Source organism: Jeotgalibacillus campisalis (assembly GCF_000829515.1).
Classification (GTDB): domain Bacteria; phylum Bacillota; class Bacilli; order Bacillales; family Jeotgalibacillaceae; genus Jeotgalibacillus; species Jeotgalibacillus campisalis.
In genome coordinates, this window is sequence record NZ_JXRR01000001.1 from 41,552 (window position 1) to 55,464 (window position 13,913).

Below are 13,913 nucleotides of genomic sequence, written 5' to 3' on the forward strand. Positions count from 1 at the left end.
CTTACCAATATACTCGGAATAAAAAGGGTCGGTGATTATTTTAGCAAAAAAATAAACCCCTGTCACCTTTTATGATAGGGGTTTTACACTTTAAATATTGGTAATCCTTTAGCAAACAAAAGAGACCAGACCCTAAAGCATCAACCTCTTCTGCACGGCAAAGCAGCACCTCATTAAATTTTAAACGGATGACAGGCTGTTACAGTAAGGTAGCTGGACCATTCTTTTTTGGCTTGCTTCCACTCCAGCGGGTACTGGCCCCATTCCCAGGTCGGTTCAAAGCAGCCTTCTTTAGATAGTTGCTCAGCATACCAGTAGGCGTTTTCTTCCACCACATCCTCTAGTTCCTTGTAAAGAAATGAGGTTGTTTGATTAATGAGTGCGAGGGGCTGCAGGCCGTACGACGACCATTGATCTTTAGAAAGAGCGAATATATCATGCAGATGAAGAGACATTTTGGACAAAATACGCATTCTTATTTCCTCTTGATCGGTAAGCTGAGCAAGACGGTAATAGCATTGAACTTCATGCATGTCCCATTCTTCTATTTCGTCCCACCGCTTCATGACCGACGTCTCCACTTTTTCAATTAGATCAGAGGAGGTTTGATCCCGGTAAAAATGAAAGTAGCCGAGAATTTCTGCTGCTGGATTTCCAGGTGTGTTTTCAAACCCTGTTTCTCCCGTTTCTTCATTTACATTCCACCAGGGGGCACGGGGTACATGGTTAATGGTTACGGGTACATTCGACCAGCGTCCGTTGATGTCGTCAAATTGTTTTGTCAAATAATCAAACGTTTGTTTAATCATCGGGTGATGACCGTCGATCGGAAGCTGGACCAGGAACTGAAGCGCTATGGTCGTATTTAAAACAGAGGAATCCAGTAATCGGCTGTCTGGTTCTAATGCATGGCCAAATCCTCCGTCTGCGTTCTGATAGTGCTGCAGAGCCTGGATTACTTTTTCACTGGTGCCTTCTCCCTGCCTGAAAAAATGAAAAGCCCTGTCTACCTCACGCGCCTCGCGTTGAATATATAAGTGAATGGCTGTGATCTGGTCCTTCGATAAATGCCTGGACAGTATATTCATTTCACTCCCCCCTTTTCTTTACTATTTCGAGAAAAAAGACAGGAATCCTCTATTCCTTTCTTTCTTCAAAGAAATGAAAATCTACAAAAAAACAGCAGCGATTCCACTGGATTCGCTGCTGACTCTTACATTTTTTCAGGTGCTTCCACGCCGATTAATTTCAGCGCGTTTTTAAGTGTCTGGCGCACTGATTGTATTAATTGCAAGCGTGCTTTTGTGCGTTCAGGTGATTCTGCATCCAGCACTTTGTTTGCATTATAAAAACTGTGAAATGCAGCTGCCGTTTCATTAATATACGTGGCAATCCGGTGCGGCGTGCGCAGTTCAGCTGCATCCCCGACAACTTGCGGGAAATCCCCGAGCTTTTTCAGCAGATCCACTTCTTTTTCTGTCCCGATTAAAGACAAATCAGCCGGTGTTGACAGGTCGATTCCCTGTTCTTCTGCCTGACGAATAATACTGCAGATCCGGGCATGAGCGTATTGCGCATAGTAGACGGGATTTTCATTGGATTGTGATACAGCCAGATCCAAATCAAAGTCCATATGCGAATCGCCGCTGCGCATCGCAAAAAAGTATCGAACGGCGTCGAGGCCAACTTCATCCACCAGTTCGCGCATCGTTACCGCTTTTCCTGTACGTTTGCTCATTTTCATTTTTTCGCCGTCTTTATAAAGCTGAACCATTTGAATGACCGCTACTTCAAGATCTTCACGATTGTAGCCAAGTGCTTCGACTGCCGCTTTCATCCGGGGAATGTAGCCATGGTGATCTGCTCCCCAGATGTTCATGACCTTATTGAATCCGCGCTCAAATTTATCCCGATGATAGGCAAGGTCCGGTGTCAGATACGTATAGGAACCATCGTTTTTAATTAACACCCGGTCCTTGTCATCACCAAGCTCCGTTGAACGGAACCAGGTAGCACCATCCATTTCATACACATGCCCGCGTTCTTTTAAAACATCCAGAGCGGCATCAATTTTTCCGTTTTTATATAATGAAGTTTCCGAGAACCATACGTCAAACGGCACACGGAATGCTTCCAGGTCATCCTGTAATTTTTTAAGCTCATACTTTAATCCGTAGTCACGGAAAAACGCATACCGCTCTTCTTCTGCGGCCTCGATGTATTGGTCTCCAAATTCATCCGCCAAACGATTTCCGATTCCGATAATGTCCGCTCCTTGATAGCCATCTTCAGGCATCTCTTTTTCGTGACCAAGGGCCTGAAAATAACGTGCTTCAACGGAAAGAGCCAGATTGTGAATTTGATTTCCTGCATCATTTATATAATATTCCCGGGAAACTTCGTAGCCTGCTTTGGCAAGAACGTTGCAAAGCGAGTCTCCTACAGCGGCTCCTCTTGCATGTCCTAAGTGCAGATCCCCTGTCGGATTTGCTGAAACAAATTCAACCTGGATCTTTTGGCCACTGCCGACCGCTGATTCACCGTAAGACTCGCCTGCTTGGAGTATCGCTGGAATTAAGTTATTCAAATAGGCGTTGTCCATGTAAAAGTTTATGAACCCGGGTCCTGCGATGTCGATTTTTTGAATGGAGGCTTTTGATGCATCAAAATGCTCCACGATGCCTTCTGCAATCGCACGAGGCGCTTTTTTCGCGATTCGGGCAAGCTGCATCGCCATATTTGTAGAAAAATCGCCATTTGCTTTATCTTTTGGTGTTTCGAGCACCACTTCCGGCAGCTGCTCTTCTGAGGCAAGTCCCGTTTTTAGTACCGCTGCTTTAATTTCCTGTTTAACATTTTCCTGCACATTTAAAACAATGGTCATTTTGATACAGCCTCCCTATAATTAATCGTCATTTCGTAATTCCCTACAGAGCTTCCTGCCATCTCAAGGTTGTAATTCACGTGGAACCGTCCGGAATTTCTACCCGTTGCCTGATGAACGTACCGCTTCGTTTCCGTTACAAGAGATAACGTGCCATATTCACTTTCGTAGGTGCTCACCATGGCTTCGCCAGTGCGGAAAGCGAGTCTCATTTTCAAGGCGCCGCTGCGCAGGATCACCCCCTGATCTTCTTCCATTTTCACAATGGTCCGTACGGTTCCCGCTTCTTGTGACTCTTCATATTTTAAATAATCGATGTTATTTTTGGTCATCCATTCACCGGCTGAAGTGAGTGTTAACTCTTCCTTTGAACCGTCTGTTTGTGTGATTACCGTTGTCAGATCAATGCTGACGGGCGTTGAGTTTTCCACTTTTGCCACTCCTTTCACCGAACTTGATCTATGTAAAACGTTTATCTTTCAGTATGCCTTTTTTCTAACCTTTCCATTATAAGAATGTTTCTTCTGAAATGCAATGGATGTTTCAGGAGCAAAACGAAAGAAATCTGCCGGAGATCAATCCGGCAGATCAGTGTCTTCTTATTTTATCCATCCCAAAATCATTTCGCGCAATAATTTGCTCGCTGTATTCGCTGTTTGTTCAGAGGGATCATAGATAGGAGCTACTTCTACAAGATCAGCCCCCACTACCTTTACGTCTGATCCAGCAATCGCATGAATCGATGCAAGCAGTTCACGTGATGTAATGCCTCCAGCATCCACGGTTCCTGTGCCTGGTGCGTGAGCGGGATCAAGGACGTCGATATCAATTGTAACGTACACGGGACGTCCTTTTAGATCAGGAAGGATTTTTTTAAGCGGTTCTAGAACCTCGAACTTTGAAATATGCATGCCGTTTTCTTTCGCCCAGTCAAACTCTTCTCTCATCCCGGAACGAATGCCAAATGAATAGACGTTTTCAGGCCCGATATGCTCGGCAATTTTACGGATGGGTGTAGAATGGGAAAGCGGCTCTCCTTCATAATCTGTGCGAAGGTCCGTGTGGGCATCCATATGAATAATCGCAAGATCAGGATATTTTTTAGACACTGCTTTCATGACCGGCCAGGAAACGAGATGCTCCCCGCCCATCCCTAACGGAAATTTTCCGTCAGCCATTAACCCATCTATATACTCCTCAATTAACTCAATGCTTTTATATGGGTTGCCAAAGGGCAGCGGAATGTCACCAGCGTCAAAATACTTTACCTCTTCAAGCTCGCGATCCAAATACGGACTGTATTCCTCAAGTCCAATGGATACCTCTCGAATGCGCGACGGTCCAAACCGGGAACCCGGGCGGTAGCTGACGGTCCAGTCCATCGGCATCCCATAAATCACCGCTTGTGCATCCTCGTAGCTTGGATGACTTTTTATAAAAACATTTCCTGAGTAAGCTTCATCAAAACGCATTCGACTTTCCTCCTATTCCGTCAGGTCTTTCACGAATTTTGGCAGAACAAATGACGCATTGTGTAACTCTTTGGTATAGTATTTCGTCTCAATGTCATGAAAGCGTTCTTCAGCAACTTTCAATGGATCATGTTTTTTTGATCCTAATGTGAATGCCCACAGACCACTTGGATAGGTTGGAATATTGGCCGTGTACAGGCGTGTAATCGGGAAGATTTCTTTCACGTCGCTCATAACCTGCTTAATCAGATCCGACTTAAACCAAGGATTATCTGATTGTGCTACAAAGATTCCATCTTCTTTTAATGCGTTTGAAATGCCTGAATAAAAGCCTTTTGTGAATAAATTCACAGCTGGTCCAACAGGTTCAGTTGAATCGACCATGATGACGTCAAATTCATTTTCGCTTTCAGCAATGTGCATGAAGCCGTCTCCAACAATCACTTCAACACGCTCATCATCAAGACCGCCTGCAATTTCAGGCAAGAATTTCTTTGAGTACTCGATGACTTTGCCATCAATTTCAACTAATGTAGCCTTCTTAACAGAAGGGTGCTTTAATACTTCACGGATGACACCGCCGTCTCCTCCGCCTACAACAAGAACGTTCTCAGGGTTGGGGTGAGTGAAAAGCGGAACATGTGCAACCATTTCATGGTACACAAATTCATCGCGCTGAGAGGTCATAACCATGCCATCAAGGAAAAGCATATTTCCCCACTCGGCTGTTTCTGCCATTTCAAGGTGTTGAAACTCAGTTTTTTCTGTGTGAAGCGTTTTGTTAACCTTCATTGTAATTCCAAAGTTTTCTGTTTGTTTTTCTGTAAACCAAAAGCCAGCCATTTTACATTCTCCTTTATTACTCTATATTTACATCCCTGTTTATTCATGGATTAGTGTCGTTCTATGCTTTGTTTTCCACTCTGACAAAATAAAAAACACACATGAAAAATTATAGAGATATACAGCAGAAATACAAGTGGTATTTTAATGAACAAACGATTAAAAATAGAGCTGCGCATCTACCTTGCTATCTGAAGCATAAACGGGACAGGCAACAGAGTTGGAAAATCCCTTTTTATAAGTAGCATGTAAAATAAAAACAAGAGGTTCGGCTCTTCATTTGCTGGACAAAAGAAAACAGCGTTTAAATTTTGCTCATTCCGCTCATACTAACGATTAAAAGACGCCTGGGGGTAAAGATTCGAATGGGAAGATTAGAAAGGAGAAAACGCAAAAAGATCGGCAAAGCGATGCGATATAGTTTATTATCCATCGTCCTCGCAGCAGGATTATGGAGCATATTAACGGTTGGCCTATACTTTTATGCAAAAACAACCGGCCCACCTTCTGTTGCAGTCAGTCAGTCCACGATTCTATATTCTGCCGGTGATGAACCGATTGGGGAGCATCATTCCGGTGAAAAAAGATACTGGCAGCCGCTTGATAAAATTGCGCCTGATGCGATTGATGCGACCATTGCGATAGAAGATCGAAAGTTTTTTTCACATAACGGCTTTGACTATAAACGGATTGCCGGAGCAGTTGTAGCCGATATTCAAGCGATGGCTAAAGTTCAGGGGGCGAGCACGATCTCGCAGCAGTACGCCAGAAATCTTTATCTTTCACATGATAAAACGTGGTCCAGAAAATTCAATGAGGCTTTATATACGGTTCGGCTTGAATGGAATTATGATAAAGACACTATTTTAGAAGGCTATTTAAATACTATTTACTATGGGCACGGAGCTTATGGCATTGAAGCAGCCAGTCAATTTTACTTTGATAAAGCAGCCGAAGAGCTGTCGTTAGCTGAGTCTGCGATGCTTGCCGGCGTTCCAAAATCACCTTCGGGCTATTCTCCTGTAAATTATTACGATAATGCAAAGGAGCGCCAGGAGCTGATCTTAGATGAGATGACTTCTAACGGGGCTATATCAGAAGAGGAAGCTGAAGAAGCGAAGAAGCAAAAAATAACCGTGACAGGCGTTCACTCAGAGGAAACGGAGGATCTGGCTCCATACTTTCAAGATGCTGTCTGGGCTGAGCTGGAGGGTGAAATAGGCCTTGAACCTCATTATTTAAAGTACGGCGGACTGAAAATTTACACCACGCTTGATCCTGAAAAGCAGAAAATCGCCGAAGAAGTGATGAGTGAAGTCGTTCCGGAAAAATCAAAAATCGAAGTCGGCTTTGCGGCTTTAAATCCAAAAAACGGATACGTAGAGGCGCTAATTGGCGGGAAAGATTATGATGCAAGCCCGTTTAACCGCATGACACAGGCCGTCAGACAACCTGGTTCTACGCTGAAGCCTATTCTCTATACAGCCGCTCTTGAACACGGCTTTACACCCGCTACAACGATGCGGAGTGAACCCACGACGTTTACCTATGATGATGGGAACAGTGAATATTCACCATTGAATTTTAATCATAAATTTGCTAATGACAATATTACGTTAGCTCAGGCGATTGCGATTTCGGATAATATTTATGCCGTGAAAACGCATGAGTTTCTTGGCCATAATGTGTTGAGTGAAACGGGAAAAAGATTTGGACTGGAAACAAACATCGACAACCGTCCTGCAGCAGCTCTTGGAACCTCTGAGGTGGTCCCGCTTCAAATGGTCAATGCGTACAATGTCTTTGCAAACGGCGGAAAACGAACGGAGCCCGTTTTTGTCCGCAGAGTAGAGACAGCTGATGGAAAAGTCATCTATGAGCATAAAGACAAGCCGGTGAAAGCAGTCGATTCTGACGTAGCGTTTGTCATGTCTCATATGCTGACCGGTACATTTGACCCTGCATTAAATGATTATTCCACCGTTACAGGGATTACCCTGCTAAACGAAAAAACAAGAGAATACGGTGCAAAATCAGGTACCACAAAATCTGATCAGTGGATGATCGGTTTCTCCCCTTCTCTTACCGCGGGAATCTGGACCGGCTATGATGAAGGTACAGAAATCACACTGAGTGAAGATAAAGCTATTTCTAAATTAGTTTGGATCCGGTTTATGGAACGGGCTTTAGAGGGATCAAAGGAAGAATACCTTGTTCCCCCAGATGGCGTGGTCGCTGTGAATATGGACCCTCATTCCGGACTGCTTTCTTCTGATGAGTGTGAAGGGAAGCGCACAGCATACTTTCTATCTAAAACAGAACCTGTTGAAGCTTGTACAAACCAGTCTGATGAGGATGGGGACGCACCCGGAGAACCGGTCATGACACCGCCGGAAGAGCCTGAGGAGATCGAGGAAGCAGATGCTGATACCTGGTTTTTGGATAGATGGTTTTAGATGAATTCAGAACTCTCAGTAAACGAAATGCACTAATTGCCCTTTCAAGCAAAAATAGGATAGAAAAAACCCCGAGGTGTGCGGCCTCGGGGTTTTTATGTCCTAGTTACATACTTATGCAACTGTACTAGTAGTGTACTCCGTTTCGACAATTAGAGCAATATAGGATACCATTTTTACGGAAAACGTCACAATTTGTTCACGTGTTTTATGCTTCAATTTATTTGCAGCGCTTCATGCAAGGAAGGATCAGAATGGTTCCACATCTCTTCGTTATGAGACTTAAGAAAATCTGAAAGGATCTTTTTTGATTTGTCGTCCATTTTCTCTACGACAACTTTTCTTTTCATCGATTTGTCCATTAGATTTACATGCTCTGGCAGCATTTTATAGCCTCTTCTTTTTTCACGATTCACAACCATTTCACAGGCAGTCACCCCGGCATAATAGGGTCCCTCCTGCTTGCGGTCAATCGTCACCCATACGAGCCAGTAAGGCTTTCCGCCTGCAGAGTCTTCACGATTTTGCGTAAACTTGACTCCTTTTTCTGCCTTCGATCTGGCATGCATGGCGCCGACGTCAATCTCGGCTTCCCCTTCATTCACATCTATGATCACAGGCGAGACATTGTCCAGACTCAAGGCGCCAATACCAAACCCTCCATGTCCGTCTGTCGGGTCATTTTTAATAATATTAAATCCTATGTTTTTTTTCTTTTTTTCTGTCATCTTCGTTCACTCCTATTCGTTATAATCCAAATAAAATTGCGATAATGAAGGTTAATGCGTCACGAATAGCCGGGACGACCGTGTTAAACAGCGGCGTAATCGTATAATTGCTAAGCGGTGTAATAGCTATTATGAGAAAAAGGATTCCTCCATACTGTTCATACTGGGTCAGTTTCGGTCTGATTCTGTTCGGCACTAAATCCGCAATGATCCGGTACCCGTCAAGCGGAGGGAGCGGGATTAAGTTAAACACAAACAAAACGATATTCAAGCCTACCATGGTCATCAGCAGACCGGAAGCAAAGACAGGCACCTGAGCAGCTGAAATAGCCCAAGCTATGTAAATCCCCTGCGCAATAAATGCAAGCAGCAGATTTGTCAGCGGTCCCGCAATCGATACGAGTACACCTGCTAATCGCGGCTGCTTAAAATAAAATCGGTTGACCGGTACTGGCTTGGCCCAGCCAAATCCAATAATGAAAATGAGAATTGTTCCAATGGGATCCAGATGCTTCAGTGGATTAAATGTCAGTCTCCCCTGGTTTTTTGCTGTAGGATCGCCAAATTTATACGCAACGTACGCATGCGCAAATTCATGCAGGGTGAAGGCCGCCAATAGCGTAATACTTATATAGATAATTTGTTCCGGATGATTAAATAAAGAAAACACGCTTCCACTACCTTTCATTCGACCGTCATGCGTGTATCTTGCTTGTGTTATCCTCAAGGTCGTTTACACTAAAAGAAGCAGCGGCTGATTGATTCGATTGTATCATAGTTTGAATCATGAACACGATGCTGAAGTTCATCTAAGAGAGGAGATCATTCACATGCCCTATGTTACCGTTAAAATGATTGAAGGCCGTTCTGAAGAACAAAAAAAAGCCCTTGTTGAAAAAGTAACCGATGCTGTAACAGAAACAACAGGTGCACCTGCAGAAAAAGTAGTGGTTTTTATTGAAGAAATGAAAAAAAGCCATTATGCAGTCGGCGGCAAGCGCCTGAGTGACGAAAACTGATTCAAAACCACTAAGCATGCAGAGAGTAAGGGTGCCTATTCTAAGTACCGTCTCTAAAAAAGAAAAGAAGGCTGGTCACAAGGATTCTCTTTCACCTTGTGACCAGCCTTTTTGCTTTCCAATTATTTTTGTTCAATCGGCTTTTTCAGCAAGCCAACCATGATAGCTGTTACAACAGCTCCGACTGCTATCGCCAGCGTATATAACAACACGCTGATCAAGCCGTCTTCAAGTGTAGCAAATACGAAAATTCCTCCGTGCGGCGCGCGCAGTGCAAGGTCAAACCAAAGTGTCATACCACCTGCTATGGCTGAACCAACTACAGCTGAAGGGATAACCCGCAGCGGATCTGCAGCAGCAAATGGAATGGCTCCTTCTGTGATAAAGAATGCACCAAGGAAGTAAGCAGAAAAGCCTGTCTTTCTTTCCTGATCATTAAATTTACGTTTAAAGAAAGTTGTAGCCAGTGCCAAACCTAGCGGAGGCACCATTCCGCCAGCCATTACGGCTGCCTGTGGACCAAACTGTCCGTCTGCAGCAACTGCAAGTGCAAAGGCATATGCGGCTTTATTGATAGGTCCTCCCATATCAACTGCCATCATACCACCCAGAAGGATTCCAAGAAGAGCAAGGTTTCCAGTACCAAGACCGCCAAGCCAGTTAATGACTCCCTGATTCAGGGCACTTAAAGGCTGAATGGCAAGATACATGATTAATCCTGTCGCAAGAACGCCAAGCAGCGGATAAATTAAGACCGGTTTAAGACCGTTAAGGATTGCGGGCAGATTTTTAAAGAGTGCCTTTAATCCGACCACTATATAACCAGCTAAGAAACCGGCGATAATTCCGCCAAGAAATCCTGCTTCACCATTTGCGGCCATCAAACCGCCGACCATACCAGGCATGAAACCAGGCCGGTCCGCAATACTCATCGCGATAAATGCGGCAAGCACCGGCACAATAAGGAAGAACGCTTCTCCGCCAATCATGCTTAAAATATCGCCTAAAGGAGATCGTTCTCCAGTAAGCTGATCTTCAAAGGCAAAGGAAGCAGCAATCAGTATTCCACCACCGACGATAAACGGAAGCATGTTTGAGACCCCGTTCATCAGATGCTTATAAATTCCTGACCGCCCTTTTCCTCCGCTTGATTCTTCCCCATCATCCGTTTTTGAAGAGCCTGAGCCTCTGTAAATCGGCGCATCCTGTTCAATTGCACGATTAATGAGCTGCTCTGTTTTCCGGATGCCGTCTGTTACAGGAACTTCAATTACGTGCTTTCCTTGAAAGCGATCCATTTCCACTTTAGTATCAGCTGCTACGATGATTGCCACTGCCTGCTCAATATCAGCAGCAGTCAGTACATTCTTCGCGCCATCTGAACCATTTGTTTCTACTTTAATGTCAATATTCATTTCTTTTGCTTTGTTTTTCAGGGCATCTGCTGCCATATACGTATGGGCAATTCCTGTTGGGCAGCCTGTGACAGCCAAAACTTTCCCAGTAGGTGCAATAGCAGCGTTGACATCTGTTTCCTGGTCTTCGCCAGAGGCAACATTATTCGCTTCATTTTCAGCTGCTTCTTCTTTTTCTTTTTCATCTTCAAAATGGGAAATTAGCGCTAATACCTCATCCGGTGATTTCGCGTCCAAAAGCCCCTGCTTTACTTCTTCTTTCAACAGCAGCATAGAAAGACGGCTAAGTGCTTTAAGATGGGTATCATTAGCACCTGCTGTTGCTGCAATCATGAAGACCAGGTGGGCCGGCTGTCCATCAAGTGACTCATAGTCCAGCCCCTGAGCGGAACGCCCAAAAGCAATGGCCGGTTCTTTAACCGCTTCCGTTTTTGCATGAGGAATCGCTATGCCTTCCCCAATCCCCGTTGTCGTCTGATCTTCCCTTGCCTGAATTGCCTTTTTATAAGCTTCACGATCTGACAGTTTCCCGGCTCCATCTAAAATTGAGACCATTTCTTCGATTGTATCTGCCTTTTGAGTTGACTGAAGATCCAGCTTAATCGTACCTTTTGTCAATAGATCTGTTATTTTCAAGTGGTACCCCTCCTTATTTCAATTTATGAATCGTGACTTCCGGGATTAATCGGTCAATTTCATCTGCTGCAGCAAGCCCTTGTGAAAAAGCAGTAGCTGAACCTGTTGCAACACTTAGGCGGAAGGCTTCTTCTATGGATAAACCTCTTTCTTTTCCTGCTAAAAATCCTGCAACTGAAGAGTCTCCTGCGCCTACACTGTTTATAACTGTTCCTTTTGGTACTTCTGCGCGGTAGGAAGCGTCTTTTGTCAGCAACACGGCCCCATCGCCCGCCATGGAAATCATAATGTTTTCTATGTCATAGGATAGCAGTTGCTTACCGTAAACAATTGCGTCCTCTATTGAGTCAATTTCCACTCCGAAGTACTCACCCAGCTCATGGTGATTGGGCTTGATAAAATAAAGCGGTGAAGTCAAAGCAGGTTCAAGCAGTGCTTTTTCTGCATCAATGACGACTTTCAGCCCTTTTGCCGAAGCGTTCCTGGCAAGTGTTCCGTATAAATCTGACGGCAGCGATGACGGGATGCTTCCTGCTAAAACGAGTGTATCTCCTTCGTCATATTGTTCAAGAGAATGTAGAAATGAGCTAAGATCCTCTTCTGAAATCGCAGGGCCGGCGCCATTAATTTCGGTTTCCTGCCCTGTCTTCAATTTAATATTAATACGTGTCGGTTCCAAAACATCAAGAAATTTCGTTTGAATCCCCTTTTCAGCCAGTGAGTCCACGACAAACTTCCCGCTGAATCCACCGACAAATCCTGTTGCTGTATTTTTAATATCCAGCTCCTGCAGTACCTGAGAAACGTTGATCCCTTTTCCCCCTGCAAAATAAGCAGTATCGTTTGTTCGGTTCAAAGAGCCAACCTTCAGTTCATCCACTTTTACGACATAATCCACTGAAGGATTAAGTGTTACCGTTACGATCACGACCCCACCACCTTTACTGTTGTTAGTTTTTGATAGACAGACACTGTTTCTTCTTCGAGTTCATTAACGATCAGGAACGCATCCTGAATCTTTCCAAATGAAGCAAAAGCAATTTCTCCTATTTTGGAGTCGTCTGCCAGCATGAACACTTCTCGTGTAAGAGAGATGGCAAGCTCTTTAACTTGGGCTTCCTCCGGATCAGGTGTAGTATACCCAAATTCAGGATGAACACCGTTTGTACCCATAAAAGCTTTATCAAACCGGTATGCTTTCATAGATTCAAGCGCTCCTCTTCCCACCATGGCATTTGTTCTCGGCTTGACAGCACCGCCGATCAGATAGGTTTTAATGCCCCGTTCAAGAAGCTCCTCCACATGCATCAACCCGTTTGTCACAACCACAATCTCTGTGTGTGGCAGGTAGCCGATCATCTGCTGTGTAGTCGTACCCGCATCTATAAAAATACAATCTCCTTTTTCCACCTTAGAAGCAGCAAATTGAGCGATTTTTTTCTTTTCATGAAGGCTTTTGGATGATTTTTCAGGAACACTTGCTTCCTGCAGCTTGCCTTTCAGCAGCCTTGCCCCTCCATGAACACGCTTGATAAACTTTTTATTTTCCAATTCTGTTAAATCTCTTCGAATCGTAGACTCTGAAGCTCCCGTCCGTTCAACCAGCTCTTGAATTTTCACGATGTCCTGGTGTTTTACGCAATCTAAAATGAGCGCGAATCTCTCGTCGGTCAGCATCGTTTCTGCCCCCAATTCTTTAGCTTACCTTCAGTATAAAGAGAACGCTTTCAAATATCAATCATAAAGTTTCAAAAACGATCAAAAACATTCAAATATGTGATAGGTTTTTGAACGACTTTTTTACTAAGTCTCAAATTACTGAGAAGTTAATCTTAGGGAGACGGCCCGTATTCATACGAAAGAGCATGCTTTTGCACAAAAAATGCCCTGACGAATAAATCTTATCCGTCAGGACATTTCGATTTCATATCTGCAAAATCAGCAGATGAATGGAGTTAAGAAACAGTAGATAAATGCTTTATATAAGATAAAGCCTGCACAATTTCTTCAGCTGTATAGTTTTGTTTGCTTTTTACTTTTTGAACTTTTTCGATCAGCTCCTGCTCGTCTAAGCCCTCAAAGTAAAGCATGGTTGAAACGAGCTCAAGAAAGCGTGAGGACTGGGTATTTAGGTCCTTCAGACAGTCTTCTACTTCCGGCATGGGATTTGCCGCCTGAGCGTTTAGAAATGATTTGCCTTCTTCTGTAATGGTGTAGCGATACTGCGTATAACCGCTCTTTTTTTCTTTCATTTCATTGATAAATCCCATATTGCACAGTTCTTCTACTCGAAGCGTCAATTCTTCAGAGTAAGGACCAAAAAAATGGAACTGATATTTTTCCTGAAAAGGAAACGACAGTTTTTTGGCAATATAGATCATCTTCTGCAGCTTTTTCCGTCCAACAATCTCCCCCGAAACGAAAAAGGCCTGCATAAGCTTTGCATGGTCCTTCATCATG

13 protein-coding genes are annotated in these 13,913 nt (G+C 44.0%); 2 read left to right on the plus strand and 11 right to left on the minus strand.

All coding sequences use genetic code 11. The features are described from left to right. Positions 1 to 173: 173 nt before the first annotated feature. The 5 genes from KR50_RS00195 to speE form a co-directional block, all read right to left on the minus strand. Entirely contained in the window at positions 174 to 1,088 is a 915-nt protein-coding gene (locus tag KR50_RS00195) for a prenyltransferase/squalene oxidase repeat-containing protein (RefSeq protein ID WP_041053407.1), read from the minus strand. Between the two features lie 125 nt (positions 1,089 to 1,213). Beyond that, on the minus strand, positions 1,214 to 2,884 hold the full coding sequence (gene argS, locus KR50_RS00200; RefSeq protein ID WP_041053410.1) for an arginine--tRNA ligase: 1,671 nt from the start codon (positions 2,882 to 2,884) through the stop codon (positions 1,214 to 1,216). After that, entirely contained in the window at positions 2,881 to 3,315 is a 435-nt protein-coding gene (locus KR50_RS00205) for a DUF1934 domain-containing protein (RefSeq protein ID WP_052476597.1), read from the minus strand. Before KR50_RS00205 ends, argS begins: the two co-directional genes overlap by 4 nt. Positions 3,316 to 3,483: 168 nt before the next feature. Then, positions 3,484 to 4,356: an agmatinase gene (gene speB / locus KR50_RS00210; protein WP_041053416.1), complete on the minus strand. Its 873-nt coding sequence runs from the start codon at positions 4,354 to 4,356 to the stop codon at positions 3,484 to 3,486. A 12-nt stretch (positions 4,357 to 4,368) separates the two neighbouring features. Then, positions 4,369 to 5,199: a spermidine synthase gene (gene speE / locus KR50_RS00215; RefSeq protein ID WP_041053417.1), complete on the minus strand. Its 831-nt coding sequence runs from the start codon at positions 5,197 to 5,199 to the stop codon at positions 4,369 to 4,371. A 365-nt stretch (positions 5,200 to 5,564) separates the two neighbouring features. Between speE and KR50_RS00220 the strand changes: the two genes are divergently transcribed. After that, positions 5,565 to 7,655, plus strand: a complete 2,091-nt coding sequence (locus tag KR50_RS00220; RefSeq protein ID WP_052476598.1) for a transglycosylase domain-containing protein — start codon at positions 5,565 to 5,567, stop codon at positions 7,653 to 7,655. 215 nt (positions 7,656 to 7,870) lie between these two features. Here the strand turns inward: KR50_RS00220 and KR50_RS00225 are convergent, their stop codons facing one another. Together KR50_RS00225 and KR50_RS00230 are read right to left on the minus strand one after the other, a co-directional pair. Then, the gene (locus KR50_RS00225) at positions 7,871 to 8,383 is read right to left on the minus strand and encodes a YwhD family protein (protein ID WP_041053419.1); all 513 of its coding nucleotides are present in this window, start codon (positions 8,381 to 8,383) and stop codon (positions 7,871 to 7,873) included. 19 nt (positions 8,384 to 8,402) lie between these two features. Next, positions 8,403 to 9,071, minus strand: coding sequence for a site-2 protease family protein (locus KR50_RS00230; protein WP_052476599.1), 669 nt, complete (start codon positions 9,069 to 9,071; stop codon positions 8,403 to 8,405). 142 nt (positions 9,072 to 9,213) lie between these two features. Between KR50_RS00230 and KR50_RS00235 the strand changes: the two genes are divergently transcribed. After that, complete coding sequence (locus tag KR50_RS00235; protein WP_041053424.1) at positions 9,214 to 9,402, plus strand: 2-hydroxymuconate tautomerase; 189 nt, start codon at positions 9,214 to 9,216, stop codon at positions 9,400 to 9,402. Between the two features lie 122 nt (positions 9,403 to 9,524). Here the strand turns inward: KR50_RS00235 and KR50_RS00240 are convergent, their stop codons facing one another. The 4 genes from KR50_RS00240 to KR50_RS00255 form a co-directional block, all read right to left on the minus strand. Further along, positions 9,525 to 11,453, minus strand: coding sequence for a PTS fructose transporter subunit IIABC (locus KR50_RS00240; protein ID WP_041053426.1), 1,929 nt, complete (start codon positions 11,451 to 11,453; stop codon positions 9,525 to 9,527). 13 nt (positions 11,454 to 11,466) lie between these two features. Further along, a complete protein-coding gene (pfkB, locus tag KR50_RS00245) occupies positions 11,467 to 12,381 on the minus strand; it encodes a 1-phosphofructokinase (RefSeq protein WP_041053428.1) in 915 nt (304 codons plus the stop codon). Then, the gene (locus KR50_RS00250) at positions 12,378 to 13,130 is read right to left on the minus strand and encodes a DeoR/GlpR family DNA-binding transcription regulator (RefSeq protein ID WP_041053430.1); all 753 of its coding nucleotides are present in this window, start codon (positions 13,128 to 13,130) and stop codon (positions 12,378 to 12,380) included. The genes pfkB and KR50_RS00250 overlap by 4 nt, the downstream gene beginning before the upstream one ends. 278 nt (positions 13,131 to 13,408) lie before the next feature. Then, positions 13,409 to 13,912 (minus strand): YwgA family protein, encoded by a 504-nt coding sequence (locus tag KR50_RS00255; RefSeq protein ID WP_041053433.1) that lies wholly within the window; start codon positions 13,910 to 13,912, stop codon positions 13,409 to 13,411. Position 13,913: the final 1 nt, after the last annotated feature.

Excerpts from the sequence above, each read along its gene's own strand:
- KR50_RS00250 (WP_041053430.1), bottom strand. The coding sequence starts at position 13,130 with ATGCTGACCGACGAGAGATTCGCGCTCATTTTAGATTGCGTAAAACAC.
- KR50_RS00220 (WP_052476598.1), top strand. The coding sequence starts at position 5,565 with ATGGGAAGATTAGAAAGGAGAAAACGCAAAAAGATCGGCAAAGCGATG.
- argS (WP_041053410.1), bottom strand. The coding sequence starts at position 2,884 with ATGACCATTGTTTTAAATGTGCAGGAAAATGTTAAACAGGAAATTAAA.
- KR50_RS00230 (WP_052476599.1), bottom strand. The coding sequence starts at position 9,071 with ATGAAAGGTAGTGGAAGCGTGTTTTCTTTATTTAATCATCCGGAACAA.
- KR50_RS00255 (WP_041053433.1), bottom strand. The coding sequence starts at position 13,912 with ATGATGAAGGACCATGCAAAGCTTATGCAGGCCTTTTTCGTTTCGGGG.
- speB (WP_041053416.1), bottom strand. The coding sequence starts at position 4,356 with ATGCGTTTTGATGAAGCTTACTCAGGAAATGTTTTTATAAAAAGTCAT.
- KR50_RS00225 (WP_041053419.1), bottom strand. The coding sequence starts at position 8,383 with ATGACAGAAAAAAAGAAAAAAAACATAGGATTTAATATTATTAAAAAT.
- KR50_RS00235 (WP_041053424.1), top strand. The coding sequence starts at position 9,214 with ATGCCCTATGTTACCGTTAAAATGATTGAAGGCCGTTCTGAAGAACAA.
- KR50_RS00195 (WP_041053407.1), bottom strand. The coding sequence starts at position 1,088 with ATGAATATACTGTCCAGGCATTTATCGAAGGACCAGATCACAGCCATT.
- speE (WP_041053417.1), bottom strand. The coding sequence starts at position 5,199 with ATGGCTGGCTTTTGGTTTACAGAAAAACAAACAGAAAACTTTGGAATT.